This is a genomic window from Pseudacidovorax sp. 1753 (assembly GCF_040544975.1).
Taxonomy (GTDB): Bacteria; Pseudomonadota; Gammaproteobacteria; order Burkholderiales; family Burkholderiaceae_C; genus Xenophilus.
In genome coordinates this window covers 125700-140463 of the sequence record NZ_JBEPKY010000012.1, presented here as the reverse complement: position 1 = coordinate 140463, position 14764 = coordinate 125700, and the positions used below count along the sequence as shown (strand labels likewise).

At 70.0% G+C, this 14764-nt stretch carries 14 protein-coding genes; 4 read left to right on the top strand and 10 right to left on the bottom strand.

All coding sequences use genetic code 11. The annotated features are described in order from the left end of the window. Positions 1–25: 25 nt before the first annotated feature. From ABIC63_RS16605 to lptF, 5 genes are read right to left on the bottom strand one after another with little or no spacing between them, the layout of a single operon-like run. On the bottom strand, positions 26–1186 hold the full coding sequence (locus ABIC63_RS16605; protein WP_294365407.1) for a pyridoxal phosphate-dependent aminotransferase: 1161 nt from the start codon (positions 1184–1186) through the stop codon (positions 26–28). A gap of 26 nt (positions 1187–1212) precedes the next feature. Continuing rightward, positions 1213–2154, bottom strand: a complete 942-nt coding sequence (locus ABIC63_RS16600; RefSeq protein WP_234191764.1) for a CysB family HTH-type transcriptional regulator — start codon at positions 2152–2154, stop codon at positions 1213–1215. Between the two features lie 43 nt (positions 2155–2197). Further along, positions 2198–2569, bottom strand: coding sequence for a sirohydrochlorin chelatase (locus ABIC63_RS16595; protein ID WP_294365417.1), 372 nt, complete (start codon positions 2567–2569; stop codon positions 2198–2200). Continuing rightward, complete coding sequence (gene lptG / locus ABIC63_RS16590) at positions 2566–3675, bottom strand: LPS export ABC transporter permease LptG (RefSeq protein ID WP_354320558.1); 1110 nt, start codon at positions 3673–3675, stop codon at positions 2566–2568. The genes ABIC63_RS16595 and lptG overlap by 4 nt, the downstream gene beginning before the upstream one ends. A 4-nt stretch (positions 3676–3679) precedes the next feature. After that, positions 3680–4768, bottom strand: a complete 1089-nt coding sequence (gene lptF, locus ABIC63_RS16585; protein WP_354320557.1) for an LPS export ABC transporter permease LptF — start codon at positions 4766–4768, stop codon at positions 3680–3682. Positions 4769–4790: 22 nt separating this feature from the next. On the opposite strand from lptF, the gene ABIC63_RS16580 reads away from it, so the two are divergent. The 4 genes from ABIC63_RS16580 to ABIC63_RS16565 all read left to right on the top strand — a co-directional run bounded on the left by ABIC63_RS16580 (position 4791) and on the right by ABIC63_RS16565 (position 8570). Next, complete coding sequence (locus tag ABIC63_RS16580) at positions 4791–6290, top strand: leucyl aminopeptidase (RefSeq protein ID WP_354320556.1); 1500 nt, start codon at positions 4791–4793, stop codon at positions 6288–6290. Positions 6291–6308: 18 nt separating this feature from the next. Continuing rightward, complete coding sequence (locus ABIC63_RS16575; RefSeq protein WP_354320555.1) at positions 6309–6746, top strand: DNA polymerase III subunit chi; 438 nt, start codon at positions 6309–6311, stop codon at positions 6744–6746. After that, positions 6743–7222, top strand: coding sequence for a hypothetical protein (locus tag ABIC63_RS16570; protein ID WP_294365434.1), 480 nt, complete (start codon positions 6743–6745; stop codon positions 7220–7222). The genes ABIC63_RS16575 and ABIC63_RS16570 overlap by 4 nt, the downstream gene beginning before the upstream one ends. Before the next feature lie 136 nt (positions 7223–7358). Continuing rightward, positions 7359–8570: a branched-chain amino acid ABC transporter substrate-binding protein gene (locus ABIC63_RS16565; RefSeq protein WP_354320554.1), complete on the top strand. Its 1212-nt coding sequence runs from the start codon at positions 7359–7361 to the stop codon at positions 8568–8570. A 66-nt stretch (positions 8571–8636) separates the two neighbouring features. Here ABIC63_RS16565 and ABIC63_RS16560 read toward each other — a convergent pair whose 3' ends face one another. The 5 genes from ABIC63_RS16560 to ABIC63_RS16540 form a co-directional block, all read right to left on the bottom strand. Next, positions 8637–9605: a Bug family tripartite tricarboxylate transporter substrate binding protein gene (locus ABIC63_RS16560; protein WP_354320553.1), complete on the bottom strand. Its 969-nt coding sequence runs from the start codon at positions 9603–9605 to the stop codon at positions 8637–8639. 65 nt (positions 9606–9670) lie between these two features. Further along, a complete protein-coding gene (locus ABIC63_RS16555) occupies positions 9671–10945 on the bottom strand; it encodes an alkyl sulfatase dimerization domain-containing protein (protein ID WP_354320552.1) in 1275 nt (424 codons plus the stop codon). After that, the gene (locus ABIC63_RS16550) at positions 10942–12303 is read right to left on the bottom strand and encodes a DUF1254 domain-containing protein (RefSeq protein ID WP_354320551.1); all 1362 of its coding nucleotides are present in this window, start codon (positions 12301–12303) and stop codon (positions 10942–10944) included. Before ABIC63_RS16550 ends, ABIC63_RS16555 begins: the two co-directional genes overlap by 4 nt. Beyond that, on the bottom strand, positions 12300–13664 hold the full coding sequence (locus ABIC63_RS16545) for a DUF1254 domain-containing protein (RefSeq protein WP_502935883.1): 1365 nt from the start codon (positions 13662–13664) through the stop codon (positions 12300–12302). Before ABIC63_RS16545 ends, ABIC63_RS16550 begins: the two co-directional genes overlap by 4 nt. Before the next feature lie 35 nt (positions 13665–13699). After that, positions 13700–14737 (bottom strand): Bug family tripartite tricarboxylate transporter substrate binding protein, encoded by a 1038-nt coding sequence (locus tag ABIC63_RS16540; RefSeq protein WP_354320549.1) that lies wholly within the window; start codon positions 14735–14737, stop codon positions 13700–13702. Positions 14738–14764: the final 27 nt, after the last annotated feature.

Below are 14764 nucleotides of genomic sequence, written 5' to 3'. Positions count from 1 at the left end.
GTCAGGCCCTCGCCGCGGTCGGGTGTCAGAGTTTTGCCAGCCTCGTCAGCGCATCGCGCAGCGTCTCATCGCGCTTGGCATAGCAGAAGCGCACCACGCGCTGGTCGAAGCCATCGCCATAGAAGGCCGACAGCGGGATCGCCGCCACGCCGATCTCGCGCGTGAGCCACTGGCAGAAGTCGGACTCCGACAAGTCGCTGACCGCCGAGATGTCCACGCACTGGAAGTAGCTGCCCTCGCTGGGCAGCAGCCGCAGGCGGGTGCGTGCCAGGCCTTCGGCGAACAGATCGCGCTTGCGCTGGTAGAAGGCCGGCAGGTCCACATAGGGCGCCGCATCGGCCATGTAATGCGCCAGCGCATGCTGCATGGGCGTGTTGACCGTGAACACGTTGAACTGGTGCACCTTGCGGAACTCGGCCGTGAGCACGGCCGGCGCGGCCACGTAGCCGACCTTCCAGCCGGTGACGTGGTAGGTCTTGCCGAAGCTGCTGACGATCAGGCTGCGCGCCGCCAGTGCCGGGAAGCGGGCCACGCTCTGGTGCAGGGCACCGTCGTAGACCATGTGCTCGTAGACCTCGTCGCTGATCACGAACACGTCGGTGGGCGCGAGCAGGGCTTCGAGCTGGCGCATCTCGTCGGCGGTCCACACGGTGCCGCTCGGGTTGTGCGGCGTGTTGATCAGGATCGCGCGCGTGCGCGGCGTCAGCGCGGCGGCGATGCGGTCGAAGTCGGGCCGGAAGCTGCCGGGCACCAGTGGCACGCGCACCACCGTGCCGCCGGCCAGTTCGATGTTGGGCACGTAGCTGTCGTAGCAGGGCTCCAGCACGATCACCTCGTCGCCCGGCCGCACCAGCGCCAGGATGGCGGTGATGATGGCCTGCGTAGCCCCGGCCGTGACGGTGATCTCGGTGCCGGCGTCGTAGCGCCGGCCGTAGAGCGCCTCGATCTTGGCGGCGATGCGCTCGCGCAGCAGCGGCACGCCGGTCATCGGCGGGTACTGGTTGTGGCCGGCGGCCATGGCGGCCGTGACGGCGTCCAGCAGCTTCGGGTCGCAGCCGAAATCCGGGAAGCCCTGGCCCAGGTTGACGGCGCCGTGCTCGGTCGCCAGGGCGGACATCACGGTGAAGATGGTGGTGCCCACGGCGGGCAGCTTGGTGCCCGGCTCGGGCGTTCGGGGAGCGGTCATGGCAGTGAAGGCGCGATGCGGCGGAATCAGAGTTCGTAGTCGTCGTAATGGCCGCTCAGGGCCTTGGCGATGAGGTTGCGGTCCAGCCGGTCCGACAGCAGCTCGGCGAACTTGAAGACGAAGTTGCGCAGGTAGGCGCCGCGCTTGAAGGCGATGCGGGCGACGTTCTGGCCGATCACCTGGCCCATGGGCCGCACCACGAGGTCCTCGTTGTTGTCCTCGCGGACGGCCATCTCGGCCACGATGCCCACGCCCAGGCCCAGACGCACATAGGTCTTGATGACATCGGAGTCGATGGCCTCCAGCGCGATGCGCGGCGACAGCTTCTTCTGCGCGAAGGCATGGTCGATGCGCGTACGGCCCGTGAAGGAAGGGTGGTAGGTGATGATCGGCTCGGCCGCCAGGTCCTCCAGGTTCACGCGCTCCTTGGCGGCCAGGGGATGGTCCTTGGGCAGCACCAGCACGTGCTGCCATTCGTAGCAGGGCAGGGTGACGAGGCCGTCGTAATCGTCCAGCGATTCGGTGGCGACGCCGACCTCCGCCACTTCGTCGAGCACCATCTGGGCCACCTGTGCCGGCGAGCCCTGGTGCAGGCTGACGTTGACCTTGGGATAGGCCTCGCGCAGCTTGACCACGGGGACGGGCAGCACGTAGCGGGCCTGGGTGTGCGTGGTGGCGATGGACAACGTGCCGCTGTCCTGCGCGCTGAACTGCTCGCCGATGCGGCGCAGATTGCCCACCTCGCGCATGATCAGCTCGATGCTGGCGATCACGTGCTGCCCGGGCTCGGTGACGCGCTTCAGGCGCTTGCCATGGCGCGCGAAGATCTCCACGCCCAGCTCTTCTTCCAGTTCGATGATGGCCTTGGAGACGCCGGGCTGCGAGGTGTGCAGCGCCTTGGCGGCTTCGGTCAGGTTCAGGTTGCGGCGCACCGCCTCCTGAACGAACTTGAACTGGTGAAGGTTCATAACAAATCCCGATGTTTATCGAGATTCATTATGCCTTATGAATCTATTGAAGTGGTTGGAGCGCCAGCCGGGCCAGCAGGTCGATGACGGCCGGATCCTGGCCCACGGCTGGGGCCTGGGTGAACTGCACGGCGGGGTGCTTCTGGCGCAGTTCGGCCATGAGCAGCGGCAGGTCTTCCCGCGCATGGCGGCCCATGCCCAGGAAGAGCGGCACGACGTGGATGCTGGCCACGCCCTCGGCCACGAGTTCCGCCACCGCCGCCGGCAGGTCGGGCGCGACCAGTTCCAGATAGGCGCAGCGCACGCGCGCGTCCGGCGCCTGCTCGGCGACGCGACGCGCCACGGCCTCCACCGGCTCGCGCCACTGCGCGTCGCGCGAGCCATGGGCGAAGAGGACGATGCCGTGCATCGTCATCGCCGCAGCACCAGCCAGCCGAAGGCGCCCAGCGACATCAGCGAATACAGAAGGCCCGGCGCCGCCGCCGTGGCCCACGGCCACCAGTCGCGCAGATTGCCGATGTAACCGAATACGTTGTTCAGCAGGAAGAAGCTGATGCCGATCATCACGCCGCCGAACACATAGCCGGCGATGCCGCTCTGGCGGAAGTGCAGGTAGGCGAAGGGCAGGGCCAGCACCACCATCACCAGGCAGGACAGCGGATAGAACACCTTGCGCCAGAACTCGATCTTGTAGCGCTGGGTGGCCTGGCCGTTGGCATCCAGGTGGCGCGTGTACTCGAACAGGTCGACCGTGCGCATGCGCTCCGGCTTGAGCAGTGCGACCGCCACCATGTCCGTGGTCAGGCCGGTCTGCCAAGCCAGCAGCGGCTGGTGAACATTGATCACCTTGGGCGACGTCGTGCCGGGCGCGGTCTGGAACTCCTGGCGCTGGGCGTTCTGCAGCACCCAGCCGCCTGCGACGATGCGCGCCGTGTCGGCCGTGGTCAGCGAGCGCAGGAAGCCGCGGTCGTCGAACTCGAACACGCGCGGCAGCTTCAGCGTGCCGTCGCGGTCGATGGACACCACGTTGACCGCGTAGGAATGGTCGCCCTGCCGCTCCTTCAGCCAGCCGCCCGTGAGGCCGGCCGTCGCCAGGTAGCCCTGATAGCGGGACTTGAGCAACTGCGCCGCACGGTCGGACAGCGGCGCCACGTAGTCGCCCACCGCAAAGGTCAGCACCACGAAGCCGAGGCCCAGCGTCAGCAGCATGCGCAAGGCTCGCCATGGACCGAGGCCGCTGGTGCGCAGGATCGTGTATTCCGAACTGCGCGCCAGATTGGCCATCACGAAGATGCTGCCGATCAGCACCGCGATCGGAAGCAGTTCGTAGAGGTGGCTGGGCACCAGCAGCGTGACGTAGAGCAGGGCCTGGGGCAGGCCGTAAGGTGCCACGGTGCCTTTGCCCACCGAGGACAGCTCGTCCACGAAGTCGAAGAAGAAGAACAGGCTCAGGAAGCCCAGCGTGACGAAGGCGATCGACTTGATCGCCTCGGCGTAGATCAGGCGGCGCAGCGTTCTCATGCGTTCAGGATGTGGCGGCGCGCGGGCGCGGACGCCGCCAGCTGTTGTGGCGAAGGGCGATCCACAGCAGCATGCCCACGAGCATGCCGCCATGCAGCACCACCAGGAAGCCCGGCAGCGAGAAGCGGCCGTTGCCCACCCAGCTTTGGCCCAGGTTGAGCAGGTTGAAGTAGATGACGAAGCAGAACAGGGCGAACAGCAGGTTGCCGCTGCGCCCCACCCGCGGGTTGACGTTGGACACCACCAGCGCCAGCAGCACGAAGTTCACGGCGGCCAACACCATGCCCACGCGCCAGCCGAGCTCGCCCTGGTTGGGCAGCGAAGGCGATGCGAGCAGAGCGAGCGTGGACAGCGCCTTCGGCGCAACGGTCTCGCCCGGCAAGGGGCTGTCGTTGCCCATGCGCGCGCCGTAGGTGCCGAATTCGCTGATCTTCAGGTCGCTGTTGTCGAAGCTGCGCTCCAGCCGCTGGCCGTTGGACAGGACCAGGTAGCGGCCGCCCATGAGGGTCTCCACCTTGCCGCTCTGGGCCGAGGTGATGATCTGCTGGTTGCGCTCCAGCGAGGAGATGAAGACGTTGGAGGCCGAGGTGGCGTCCGGCGAGTCCTTGTCGATGTAGAACACGCGGTTGCGGGCCGCCGATTCCTGGAACTGTCCGGGCGCCACGCGGTCGAGGTCGCCGCGGCGCTCGTACTGGTCACGCATGCCCTGCGTCTGCGAGTTGGCCCAGGGCCAGCCAACGAGCGACAGCACGGCGATCAGCAGCAGCACCGGCCAGGCGAAGCGCAGCAAGGGCGAGATGAAGTCCGCCAGGCCGCGACCCGCCGAGAACCAGATGACCATCTCGCTGTCGCGGTACATGCGCGAGAGCGTGCCGACGATCGAGATGAACAGGCTCAGGCTGAGGATGGTCGGCATGTAGCCGATCACCGTATAGGCCATCACCAGGAACACCTCGGAGGGATTGACGCTGCCGCGCGAGGCGAGGCCCAGCGTGCGGATCAGGATGATCGTCATCACGATCGCGATCAGCACCACCAGCGTGGCCCCGAAGCTGCGCGACAGCTCCTTGCGCAAAGTGGAATGGAATAACATCGTCCGAGCGAAAAGACGGATTATGGACTTCCAACTCAAGACCCTCGGCCTCGCGCAGGCTGCCTCGGAAAAGGCCGACGCACTCGTCGTCCTCGTGCATGACGACTTCAAGGGCGAGGGCAGCGACGGCGTGTCGCGGCTGCTGGCCCAGGCCCGCAAGGCCGGCGACCTGAAGGGCAAGCCGGGCAAGCTGGTCGAGGCCTATGGGGCGGCCGACGTCTCGGCGATGCGGCTCGTGCTGTGCTCTGCCGGTGATCTTTCGTCCACGGCTGTTCGCAGTGCCGTCGGTGCGGCCCTGCAGGCGGTCAAGTCCGCCGCGCCCAAGAAGCTGGCGATGGTCTTCGCGGGCGCCGTCGATGCCCGGGCCCTGCATGCGGCGATGCTCGCCGCCGCCGACGCGAGCTACGTCTACACCACCACACAGTCCAAGCCCGAGCCGCGCACCATCCGCCAGCTCGTGCTGGGCGTGGCCGATGCCTCCGGCCTTCAGGCCGGCTTCGACGTCGCTCGCGCCACGGTGCGGGGCATCGAGTTCGCCAAGGAATGGGCCAACCGTCCGGGCAACCACTCCACGCCCACGATGCTGGCCGAGGCCGCGCAGTCGCTGGCCCGCGGCTCCAAGCTCAAGGTCGAGGTGCTCGGTCCGCGCGAGGTGGCCAAGCTCGGCATGGGCGCCTTCATGGCCGTCGCGCAGGGGTCCGAACAGCCGCTGCGTTTCATCGTGCTGCGCTACCAGGGCGCGGCCAAGGACGTGGCGCCGCAGGTGCTGGTTGGCAAGGGCATCACCTTCGACACGGGCGGCGTGTCGCTCAAGCCCGCGGCCGAGATGGACGAGATGAAGTTCGACATGGGCGGCGCGGCCAGCGTGCTCGGCGTCTTCCGTGCGCTGGGCGAGATCCAGCCTGCCATCAACGTGGTCGGCCTCATTCCCAGCTGCGAGAACATGAACGACGGCCGAGCCGTGAAGCCCGGCGACGTGGTCACCAGCATGGACGGCCAGACCATCGAGATCCTCAACACCGACGCTGAAGGCCGGCTCATCCTGTGCGATGCGCTGACCTACGCCAAGCGCTTTTCGCCCAAGGCGGTCATCGACATCGCGACCCTGACGGGCGCCTGCGTGGTGGCCTTGGGCGGCGTGCGCAGCGGCCTGTTCTCCAGCGACGATGCCCTGGCCGAAGCCCTGCAGCGTGCGGGCGAGAACGCGCAGGACCGTTGCTGGCGCATGCCGCTGGATGACGAGTACGCCGAAGGGCTGAAGACGCGCTTTGCCGACGTCGCCAACGTGGCCGGCCGCGCGGGCGGCGCCATCACGGCCGCCAAGTTCCTGCAGCGCTTCACCGCCGACTTCGCCTGGGCGCACCTGGACATCGCCGGCACCGCCTGGAAAAGCGGTGCGGCCAAGGGCGCCACGGGCCGTCCCGTGGGCCTGCTGCTGGACTACCTGCTGTCGCAGGCTGCCGCAGGCGCCGTGCCGACGGCGCCGCGCAAGCGCGCCCGCAAGACGCCAGCCTCGGCCTGAGGCCGAGCGTAACGCCCCGTGACCGAGATCGACGTCCACTACAACACGGCCGACAAGCTGCAGCATGCCTGCCGGCTCCTGCGCAAGGCCGTGCTCGGCGCCGATGCGCAGGTCGTGGTGCAAGGGCCCGGCGAACTGCTCGACGCGCTGGACGAAGCCCTGTGGCGCTTCTCGCCGGCGGACTTCATCCCGCACTGCAAGGCCGATGCGCCAGTGCATGTGCGCGGGCGCTCCGCCGTGCTGCTGGGCCTGGCCGAAGGCGAACCACCGTCCCACCGGCAGGTGATGCTCAACCTGGGTCGGCCCCTGCCGCAGGGCTTCGAGCGCTTCGATCGCCTGATCGACGTGGTGGGCCTCGATGACGACGAGCGGCTGGCCGGCCGCACGCGCTGGCGCCACTATTCGGATCGCGGCTACGCCATCACGCGACACGACGTGGGATCGCGCAGCGCATGAGCGTGCCGCCCCGCACCCCGCCGCGCTTCGTGCCGACCCTCACCGCGGTGGTCGACCTCGACGCGCCGTCGGTGGTGGGCCCCGAGCTGGTCTGGCCCGAGACGCCCGCTCCGGTGCTCCAGGCCGATGCACCCGCCGCCACGGTCCCGCCGGCCGCCGAAGCCATGTCCGTGGCGCAGGCCTCTGCCGAGCCGGCGCCCACCGCCTCCATGGTGGCCATCCGCCCGGAGGACGTCTTCGAGATCGAGGAAGAACTGCTGCACCGTGTGCTCCAGCGCGTCGACCTGCGGCTGGAGGAGGCGCTGACCGATGTCGTCTCGCAGGCCGTCCAGCAGCAGCTCGACGCCATGATCCCGGTGCTTCGCAACCGTCTCGAAGACCAGCTGCGGCAGCTCATTTCGAACGCCCTGGCCGAGGAGCTTTCGGCCGCCCAACCCCGTGTTTCCGCCGGGGTTCGTGCACCATCGTTGGGCTAAACTGACCCGCAGGTCGGAGGGCGCGCGGGTGCCGCCAGCCGGTGCGTCGGCCTGGAACTTGCTCCAGCATGGCGCGCCGGTTGCATCGACCGGTAGACCAACATCAATCCTGTCTTCATCGTTCTGGAGGTTTCTCATGCAATTGAAATGGACCGCGGTCGCCCTGGCTGCACTCTCGGTGGTGGCCTGTGGCAAGAAGGAAGAAGCCGCAGCACCCGCAGCGAGCCCGGCAGCCACGGCGGCGGCGCCCGCGCCTGCTGCGCCTCCGGCGGGTGAAACTCTCACGGTCAAGATCGGCCACGTGGCGCCCACCAGCGGTGCCATCGCCCACCTGGGCAAGGACAACGAACTGGGCGCCAAGATGGCCATCGAGGACCTGAATGCCCAGGCCATGAAGATCGGCGACAAGACGGCCAAGTTCGAGCTGATCGCCGAGGACGATGCCGGCGATCCGAAGCAGGGCACGGCCGTGGCCCAGAAGCTGGTGGACAGCCAGGTCAACGGCGTGGTCGGCCACCTGAACTCGGGCACCACCATCCCCGCCTCCAAGATCTACAGCGACGCCGGCATCCCGCAGATCTCCCCCTCCGCGACCAACCCCAAGTACACCCGTCAGGGCTTCAAGACCACCTTCCGCGTGGTGGCTGACGACACCCAGCTGGGTGGCACCCTGGGCAAGTACGCCGTCGAAACCCTCAAGGGCAAGAACATTGCCGTGATCGACGACCGCACGGCCTACGGCCAGGGCGTCGCCGACGAGTTCGAGAAGGCCGCCAAGGCCGCCGGCGGCACGATCGTGGGCCGCGAGTTCACCACCGACAAGTCCACCGACTTCAACGCCATCCTGACCAAGCTCAAGGGCGCCAAGCCCGACATCCTGTTCTTCGGTGGCATGGACGCCGTCGGCGGCCCGATGCTCAAGCAGGTCAAGCAGCTGGGCCTGAACGTCAAGTTCATGGGCGGCGACGGCCTGTGCACGGGCGAGCTGGCCAAGCTGGCCGGCGATGCCATCGGCGAAGAGATGGTCTACTGCGCCGAAGCCGGCGGCGTGGACGGCGACTTCAAGGCGCCGCTGGACGCCTGGAAGGCCAAGTTCAAGGAAAAGAACGGCGTGGACGTGCAGATCTACGCGCCGTACGTCTACGACGCCGTGCAGGTGCTGGCTGCCGCCATGGCCAAGGCCGGCTCGGCCGACCCCGCCAAGTACCTGCCCGAAGTCGGCAAGATCGAATACAAGGGCCTGACCGGCCCCATCGCCTTCGACGAGAAGGGCGACATCAAGAACGGCGCGCTGACGCTCTACACCTACAAGGGTGGCGCGCGCACGCAGATCGCCGTGGTGCGCTGAGCACCTCCGGCGCATCGCCAGACCGCAAGGGGCCTTCGGGCCCCTTTTCTTTGGGCGCGGCGGCTTTCAATCCAGGCTGAGGTTGATCGAGCGGATGAGCCCGCGCCAGTCCTGGAGATCCTGGCGGATCACCGCGCCGAACTGCGCAGGCGTGGTCTGCGGAAGATCGTCGAAGTTGAGTTCCCGCATGCGCCGCACCACCTCGGGGTCGACCAGGGCCTTCTGCACGGCCGCATTGATGCGTCCGATGATGTCTGGCGGCGTGTGCGCGGGTGCCAGCAGGCCGTACCAGCTGTAGGTGGTGAAGGGATAGCCGGCTTCCGTCATCGTGGGCACGTCGGGCAGCATCGGCAGCCGCTTGGGGCCGCTGTTGGCCAGGGCGCGCACGCGCCCCGCCTTGACCAGTTCGATGGTCGACGAGGTGTCGCCGAAGGCGGCGTCCACCTGCCGGCCCGCCAGGTCCTGCACGCAGGGGCTGGTGCCCTTGTAGGGCACATGCAGCATGTCGATGCCGGCCTGCTTCTTCAGGCTTTCCATGGCCAGGTGTCCGCCTGAGCCGGCGCCCCAGGAGCAGTAGCTGTACTTGCCGGGATGCGCCTTCACCTCGCGCACGAACTCGTCGAGCGTGCGGGCTGGAAAGTCCGGACGCACCAGCAGCAGGTTGCCGCCGCGACCGATCTGGGCGATGGGTGCCAGGTCTTTGACCGGGTCGTAGGGCAGCTTCCGGTAGAGGCCGGGATTGACCACCACCGACGCCGCATAGGTGAACAGCAGCCGGTAGCCATCCGGTGCCGCCCGGGCGCCGGCCTCCACGCCCAGCACGCCGTTGGCACCCGGCTTGTTCTCGACCACGAAGGGCTGGCCGAGTTGCTTTCCGAGGAATTCGGCCATGATGCGCGCGATGGTGTCCGTGCCACCGGCCGGTGCAGTGGGCACGATCAGCGTCACCGGACGTTGTGGGTACGGTTCGGCGGCGTGACTGGACGCGCAGATGGCGGCAAGGAAAAGTGCGCCGTGGCGCAGGATGGTGGGCATGGGTGTCTCCGTGATCGGGATGTTGCAGGGCCGGCAGGTGGGCAAGGGCGCGGGAGGGGGCGCCGTCAGCCAGCGCCCGGCTGTGGGGGCAGGCTGGCGTCCAGGCGCTCGGCACTGCTGAGAAAGAGATTGCGCGACACATAGCTTTGCACCTGGCCGGCGCGCTCGCGCAGCCACGCAGCCTTGAGCCGGCGGGCCTCGGCGAATTCGGCCGCCTCGCCCTCGGCGGTGGCCAGCAGGTCCACCACGTGCAGGGCCAGTTGCCATTCGCCACGCGACGCAAGTGCGGCGGCGCGGGCCAGCACGCCGGCCTTGTCCGTGATGGCGGCGCCGACCTCCCGCGCGACCCGGTCGGGCGGGGCGGGATGCAGGCTGGTCGGGTTGCGGTCCCACCAGCCGTTCTCGGCGCGGTAGACGTCCCGCACCACATAGCTCGGCTCGCCATAGGTGGGCTTGAGCCAGTCGACGCCGAAGATCTCCTTGGGATAGTCCAGCCGCGCGAGGATCTGGCGCTCGTCCAGTCCCTCATTCATCAGCGCGACGGTCCGCTCCCGCAACCAGCGCAGGGCGCGCGCCGTGTGCAGCAGCACGTCCTGCACGCGCTGGGCGCCACGCAGCGTCGGGCCGAACTCGCGGACGGCGACCTCCGGGCGCAGCGCGGCGAGTTGCTCCAGCGTGCGCGCCCAGCGGACCGGGTCGCGCAGCGTGCGCAGCGGCGTGCCGACATTGGGCATGGAGTCGATCAGGGCCGCGCCGCCGTAGAGCACCCGCTGGGCAGGCGACCACAGCACGATGGCATCGTCCGTCTCCGATGGGGCCCACCTCAGCTCGACGCGCCGCTCGTCGTGCCCGATCGTCAGCCGGTCCTCGAAGGTCTCGTCGGGGTCGTGCAGCGCCAGGTGGCGTTCGAAGAAGGCGGCGGGCCGGCGGAACTGCATCTCCGCCAGCCGGTGCTGCAGGCCGGCTGTCTCGCGGTAGCGCGCGTGACGGCGCAGCACGCCTGCATGGGCGATCACCCGGGGCCGCGGATCGCCGCGCTGCGCGGCATGGGCCAGCCACTGGTCCACGCCGGCGTTGTAGCCCAGGTGCCCATGGCTGAAGCACAGGGCGTGCAGCGGGGCATCGCTCAGCGCGCGCAGCGCATCGATCATGCCCGCGGTGACCCGGCCGCCGGGCCCGGCGTCCATCACCACCAGGCCCACATCGGTTTCGGCCGCGAAGGAATGGCCCTGGCCGCGCAGCAGATGCAGCCCGGGTCCGACGGTTTCGCTGCCTTCGCCGACGATGAGGAAGGGCTTTTCGGCGCTGGCGCCGCCCGGCGTGGGTTGCGGCAGGGTCATGCGCGTGACTCCGGACCCGGGGCGTCCGCCGTTCCCGCGGGCCGGCCGGTCACGCGCAGCGCGGGCGGACGCCAGCGGTCCTCCAGCAGGGCCGGCCGCGGGATGTAGGCCCGCAGGCAGAGGTAGAACTCGCCGGCCGGCGCGGGCAGCCAGTTGGCGCGCGCGTCCGGCTCTTGCGGTGCCTCGTGCGCGATGTGGATCGTGAGGCTGCCGTCGGCCGCCCAGGCCAGCCCGGCGCTGCGGTCGCCGATGGCGTAGCGGTCGATGGGGTTGGCGACCAGCATGTAGTCGCGGGCGTCGTAGAGCGTGATCGACCAGAAGGCGTCCACGGGCGGGGTGGCACCGGGCGCGAAGTGCAGGGCGTACACGCGGCGGCCGGTGAGCGGCTCGCCGTCCTCATCCTTCCAGGCCAGGGGGTAGTAGGCCTCGGCGCTTTCGAGCATGCCGATGTACTTGAGCGCCACAAGGGCCCGCGCCCGGTGGTCGTCGCCGAAGCTGCCTTCCACGAGGGGCGGCAGCGTCCAGCCTTCGGCCGTCTGTCGTCCCGTCTCGGTGTTGCGCAACAGGGCCAGCGCCTCGTCCAGGGCCTGGCCCAGGCGGCGCAAGGCCTCGTCCGCCGGCGGTGGCCCGGCGGGATCGAGCCCCAGCGCCGCGAGCGCGGCGATCTGCCGCAGGTCGGAGGCGGGCGGCGGGTTTTCGCCGAGTGCCGCCCGCACCTGGTGGGCAAAGTGCGCCGGCCCGGCGGGCGCCGACGGATCGCAGTCGGGGTCGAAGGCCCGCGGCCTGGGCGCGCGGCCGGCGACCGAGTCGCCAAGGCGGTGCAGCCGCAGTCCGTCCTGCACGGCATGGGCGCCCGGCAGGTCGTGCTCGCCATCCACCAGGATGCGGCCGATGACCCAGACCCAGGGCGTGGGGCAGGGCACGCGGGTGCCGGCCGACTGCAGTGCCTCCGGTAGCTCGCCCTGCCAGCCCGGCGGCGTGAGCACGAAGCGCCGCGCCGCATTGCCGGTCAGTCGCGTGCCCAGATGTGCGAAGGGATTGGTGAAGAAGTCGAGCAGGCCCAGCACGTAGTAGCGGCCCTGTGTGTCGGGCACTTCGACGACCAGCGGCTCGTCGTCGACATGGAGCCAGGCCGTCGAGTAGAGCGTGTCGTTGTTGGGCGTGACCACGCGGCTGCGCCCGGGCGCGAGCAGGCTGCGGCTGTGGGTGAAGACGTTGCACCATCGTTGGCCTTCGGGCGCCTCGCCGTGCGCCGCCACCCGCCTGGGGGAGGTCGCGGCCCGCATGCGGCGCATTTCGTAGAGCGGATAGGCATAGACGATGGCCTCGCGGTCGGCGGTGCTGGTCGCGGGGCTCATGCCGTTGCTCCCCAGGCCTGCAGGGCGGGTATGCGCCAGGTGCGGGCCTCTTCGCGCGGATGGTAGAGGCGCAGGATCAGGTAGAAGCGGCCCGCCGGCGTCGGCAGCCAGTTGGCGTCGTCGGCCGGGCGGTCGTGGCTGAAGACCAGCCGCAGGCCGCCGTCCGCATCGCGCCGCAGGCAGGGCGTGCGGTCGCCGATGGCATGGCGGCCGAGCGCATTGGCATGGAGGAAGCGGTCCGCGTCGTACAGCGTGACCGACCAGAAGGCGTCGGCCGGCGGCAGTGCATCGGCCTCGAAGCGCATCGTGTAGCGGCGGCTGCCGTCCAGGGCGTCGCCGGCGGCATCGAAATGGCCCGCCGCGTAGAGCGCTTCGGTGGTGGCCAGCGCACCCAGGCCGATGTACGCCGTCAGCGCACGGGTCAGGTGGTCGTTGCCATAGCGCCCGGCCCGGCCGGCCAGCACCCAGGGCTTGCGGCGTCGGCTGCGTGCCGCTTCGCCGACCAGCCGGGTCGCCTCGGCCAGCCCTTGCTGCAGACCCTCGCGCGTGGGCGCGTCCAGGGCCGCCCAGTCGAAGCCGGAGCCCGGCCGCAGCCCGGCCTGGCCCAGCCATGCGACCAGCCCCACGTCCTCGGGCCGGCCGGGGACATCGGCCAGCGTGCGGCAGAGGTTGCCGAAGAAGCGCCTGGCCACGTCCTGCGTGGGCACGCCGGCCTGCATGTCGGCCATGGCGTCCACGGGCTCGCCCTCCCAGGCGGCCACGCAGGCCGGCACACGACTCGGGCCGGTGCCCTCGGCCGGCGCGAGCCGGATGCCGGCCTGCAGGGCACGGGCCGCGGGCCAGTCGGCCTCGTCGCCGACCAGGATGCGGCCGATCAGCCACACCAGCGTGGTGGGGCAGGGCACGTGCCGCAGGTGCGCAAGCGCCGCCGGGGCGCGCTGGCCGGGTCCGAGCAGCAGCACCTGCTCGCCCTGGGCGCTGCAGTTGCGCGGGCCGAGGTTCTCGAAGTTCTCGGTGTAGGCGTCGTAGAGCGCCAGCACGAAGTAGCGGCCGGGATGCTCGGCCGCCGCCGGAACCGTCAGCACGCAGGGGCCGTCGCCCAGGTGGATCCATGCCGTGGTGTAGAGCAGGTCGTTGGCCGGCGTGACGATGTCGCGGTCCTGGTCGGTGGAAGGTCGGGTGATGGCATGGAGCGCGTTGATGGGGGCCCGCGGCGCCAGGCCCGGATGGCCGGTCTGCAGGCGGCAGGTGCGCACCGATTCGACCAGGGGATAGCCGTGCACGAAGGCGGTCAGGCCCACGGCGCGGGCCAGGTCGCGGCGGCCGGCGTCCAGGCCGGTGAAGGTGTCAGGGGAGGTCATGGTCATGGGCGGAGGCAAAGGGGTTGATGGGCGGCTCAGTCCAGCCGCGCGCCGGTGGCTTCGACCAGGCGCATCGACACGGGCAGGAAGCGGCGGTAGCTGTCGGCCGCCTGCGCCGGCAGGTTGCCGATGGGCTCGGCGCCGAGGGCGGCGATGCGGGCGCGCAGTGCGGGGTTCTGGAGCGCGGCCTGGACCTCCCGGCCCAGCCGCTCGACCACCGCGTCGGGCACCCGGGCGGGCGCCATCAGCGAGATGGGGCCGGTCAGCGCATAGACCTCGTCCGTGAAGCCCTGCTCGGCGAAGGTGGGCACCTCGGGCAGCACCTGCGCGCGCGTGGTGCCGGCGGTGGCAAGCGCACGCAGACGGCCCGCCTGGATGTAGGGCGCCAGCGTGGTGGTCGAGCCCACGGTCATCTGGACCGTGCCGGCCACGAGGTCCATGGCCATCGGCGCCTCGCCCTTGTAGGCCACGTGCAGCGTGTGCAGGCCGTAGTGCCGGTCCATGAAGACCTGGATCTGGTGCGGCTGCGTGCCGGCGCCCCAGGAGCCCATGGCGAAGCGTCCCGGCTGGGCACGGATGCGCTCGATCAGCCCGGCGAAGTCGCGCGCCTGCACCGACGGATGCACCGCCAGCACCGTGCGGGGCGTCGCCACGTCCGAGACCATGCGCAGATCCGTGCGCGGGTCGTAGGGCAGACGCTTGTAGAGCACCAGGTTGGCGGCGATCGGTCCTGGCACGGTCAGCAGCAGCGTGAGGCCGTCGGGCGCACTCTTGGCTACCGCATCGGTGCCGATGATGCCGCCCGCGCCGGCGCGGTTCTCCACGATCACGGGCTGGCCCAGGCGGGGCGACAGTGCCTCGGCCAGGAGCCGGGCCAGCGTGTCCGTGGAGCCGCCGGGCGCGTACTGCACCACGATGCGCAGCGCACGGCTGGGCCAGCCGTCGGTGGCCGGGGTGGAGGCCTGCGTCGTGCGCAGCGGCAGTGCGCCTGCGGCCAGGGCGGACAGGCCCGCCAGAAGGCGTCGCCGTCCGGCATCGGCGGTCTGCGCGCCATCCGCCGACCGGTTGCGCATGCCTGCGGCGCCAGCAGATGGCGAAGG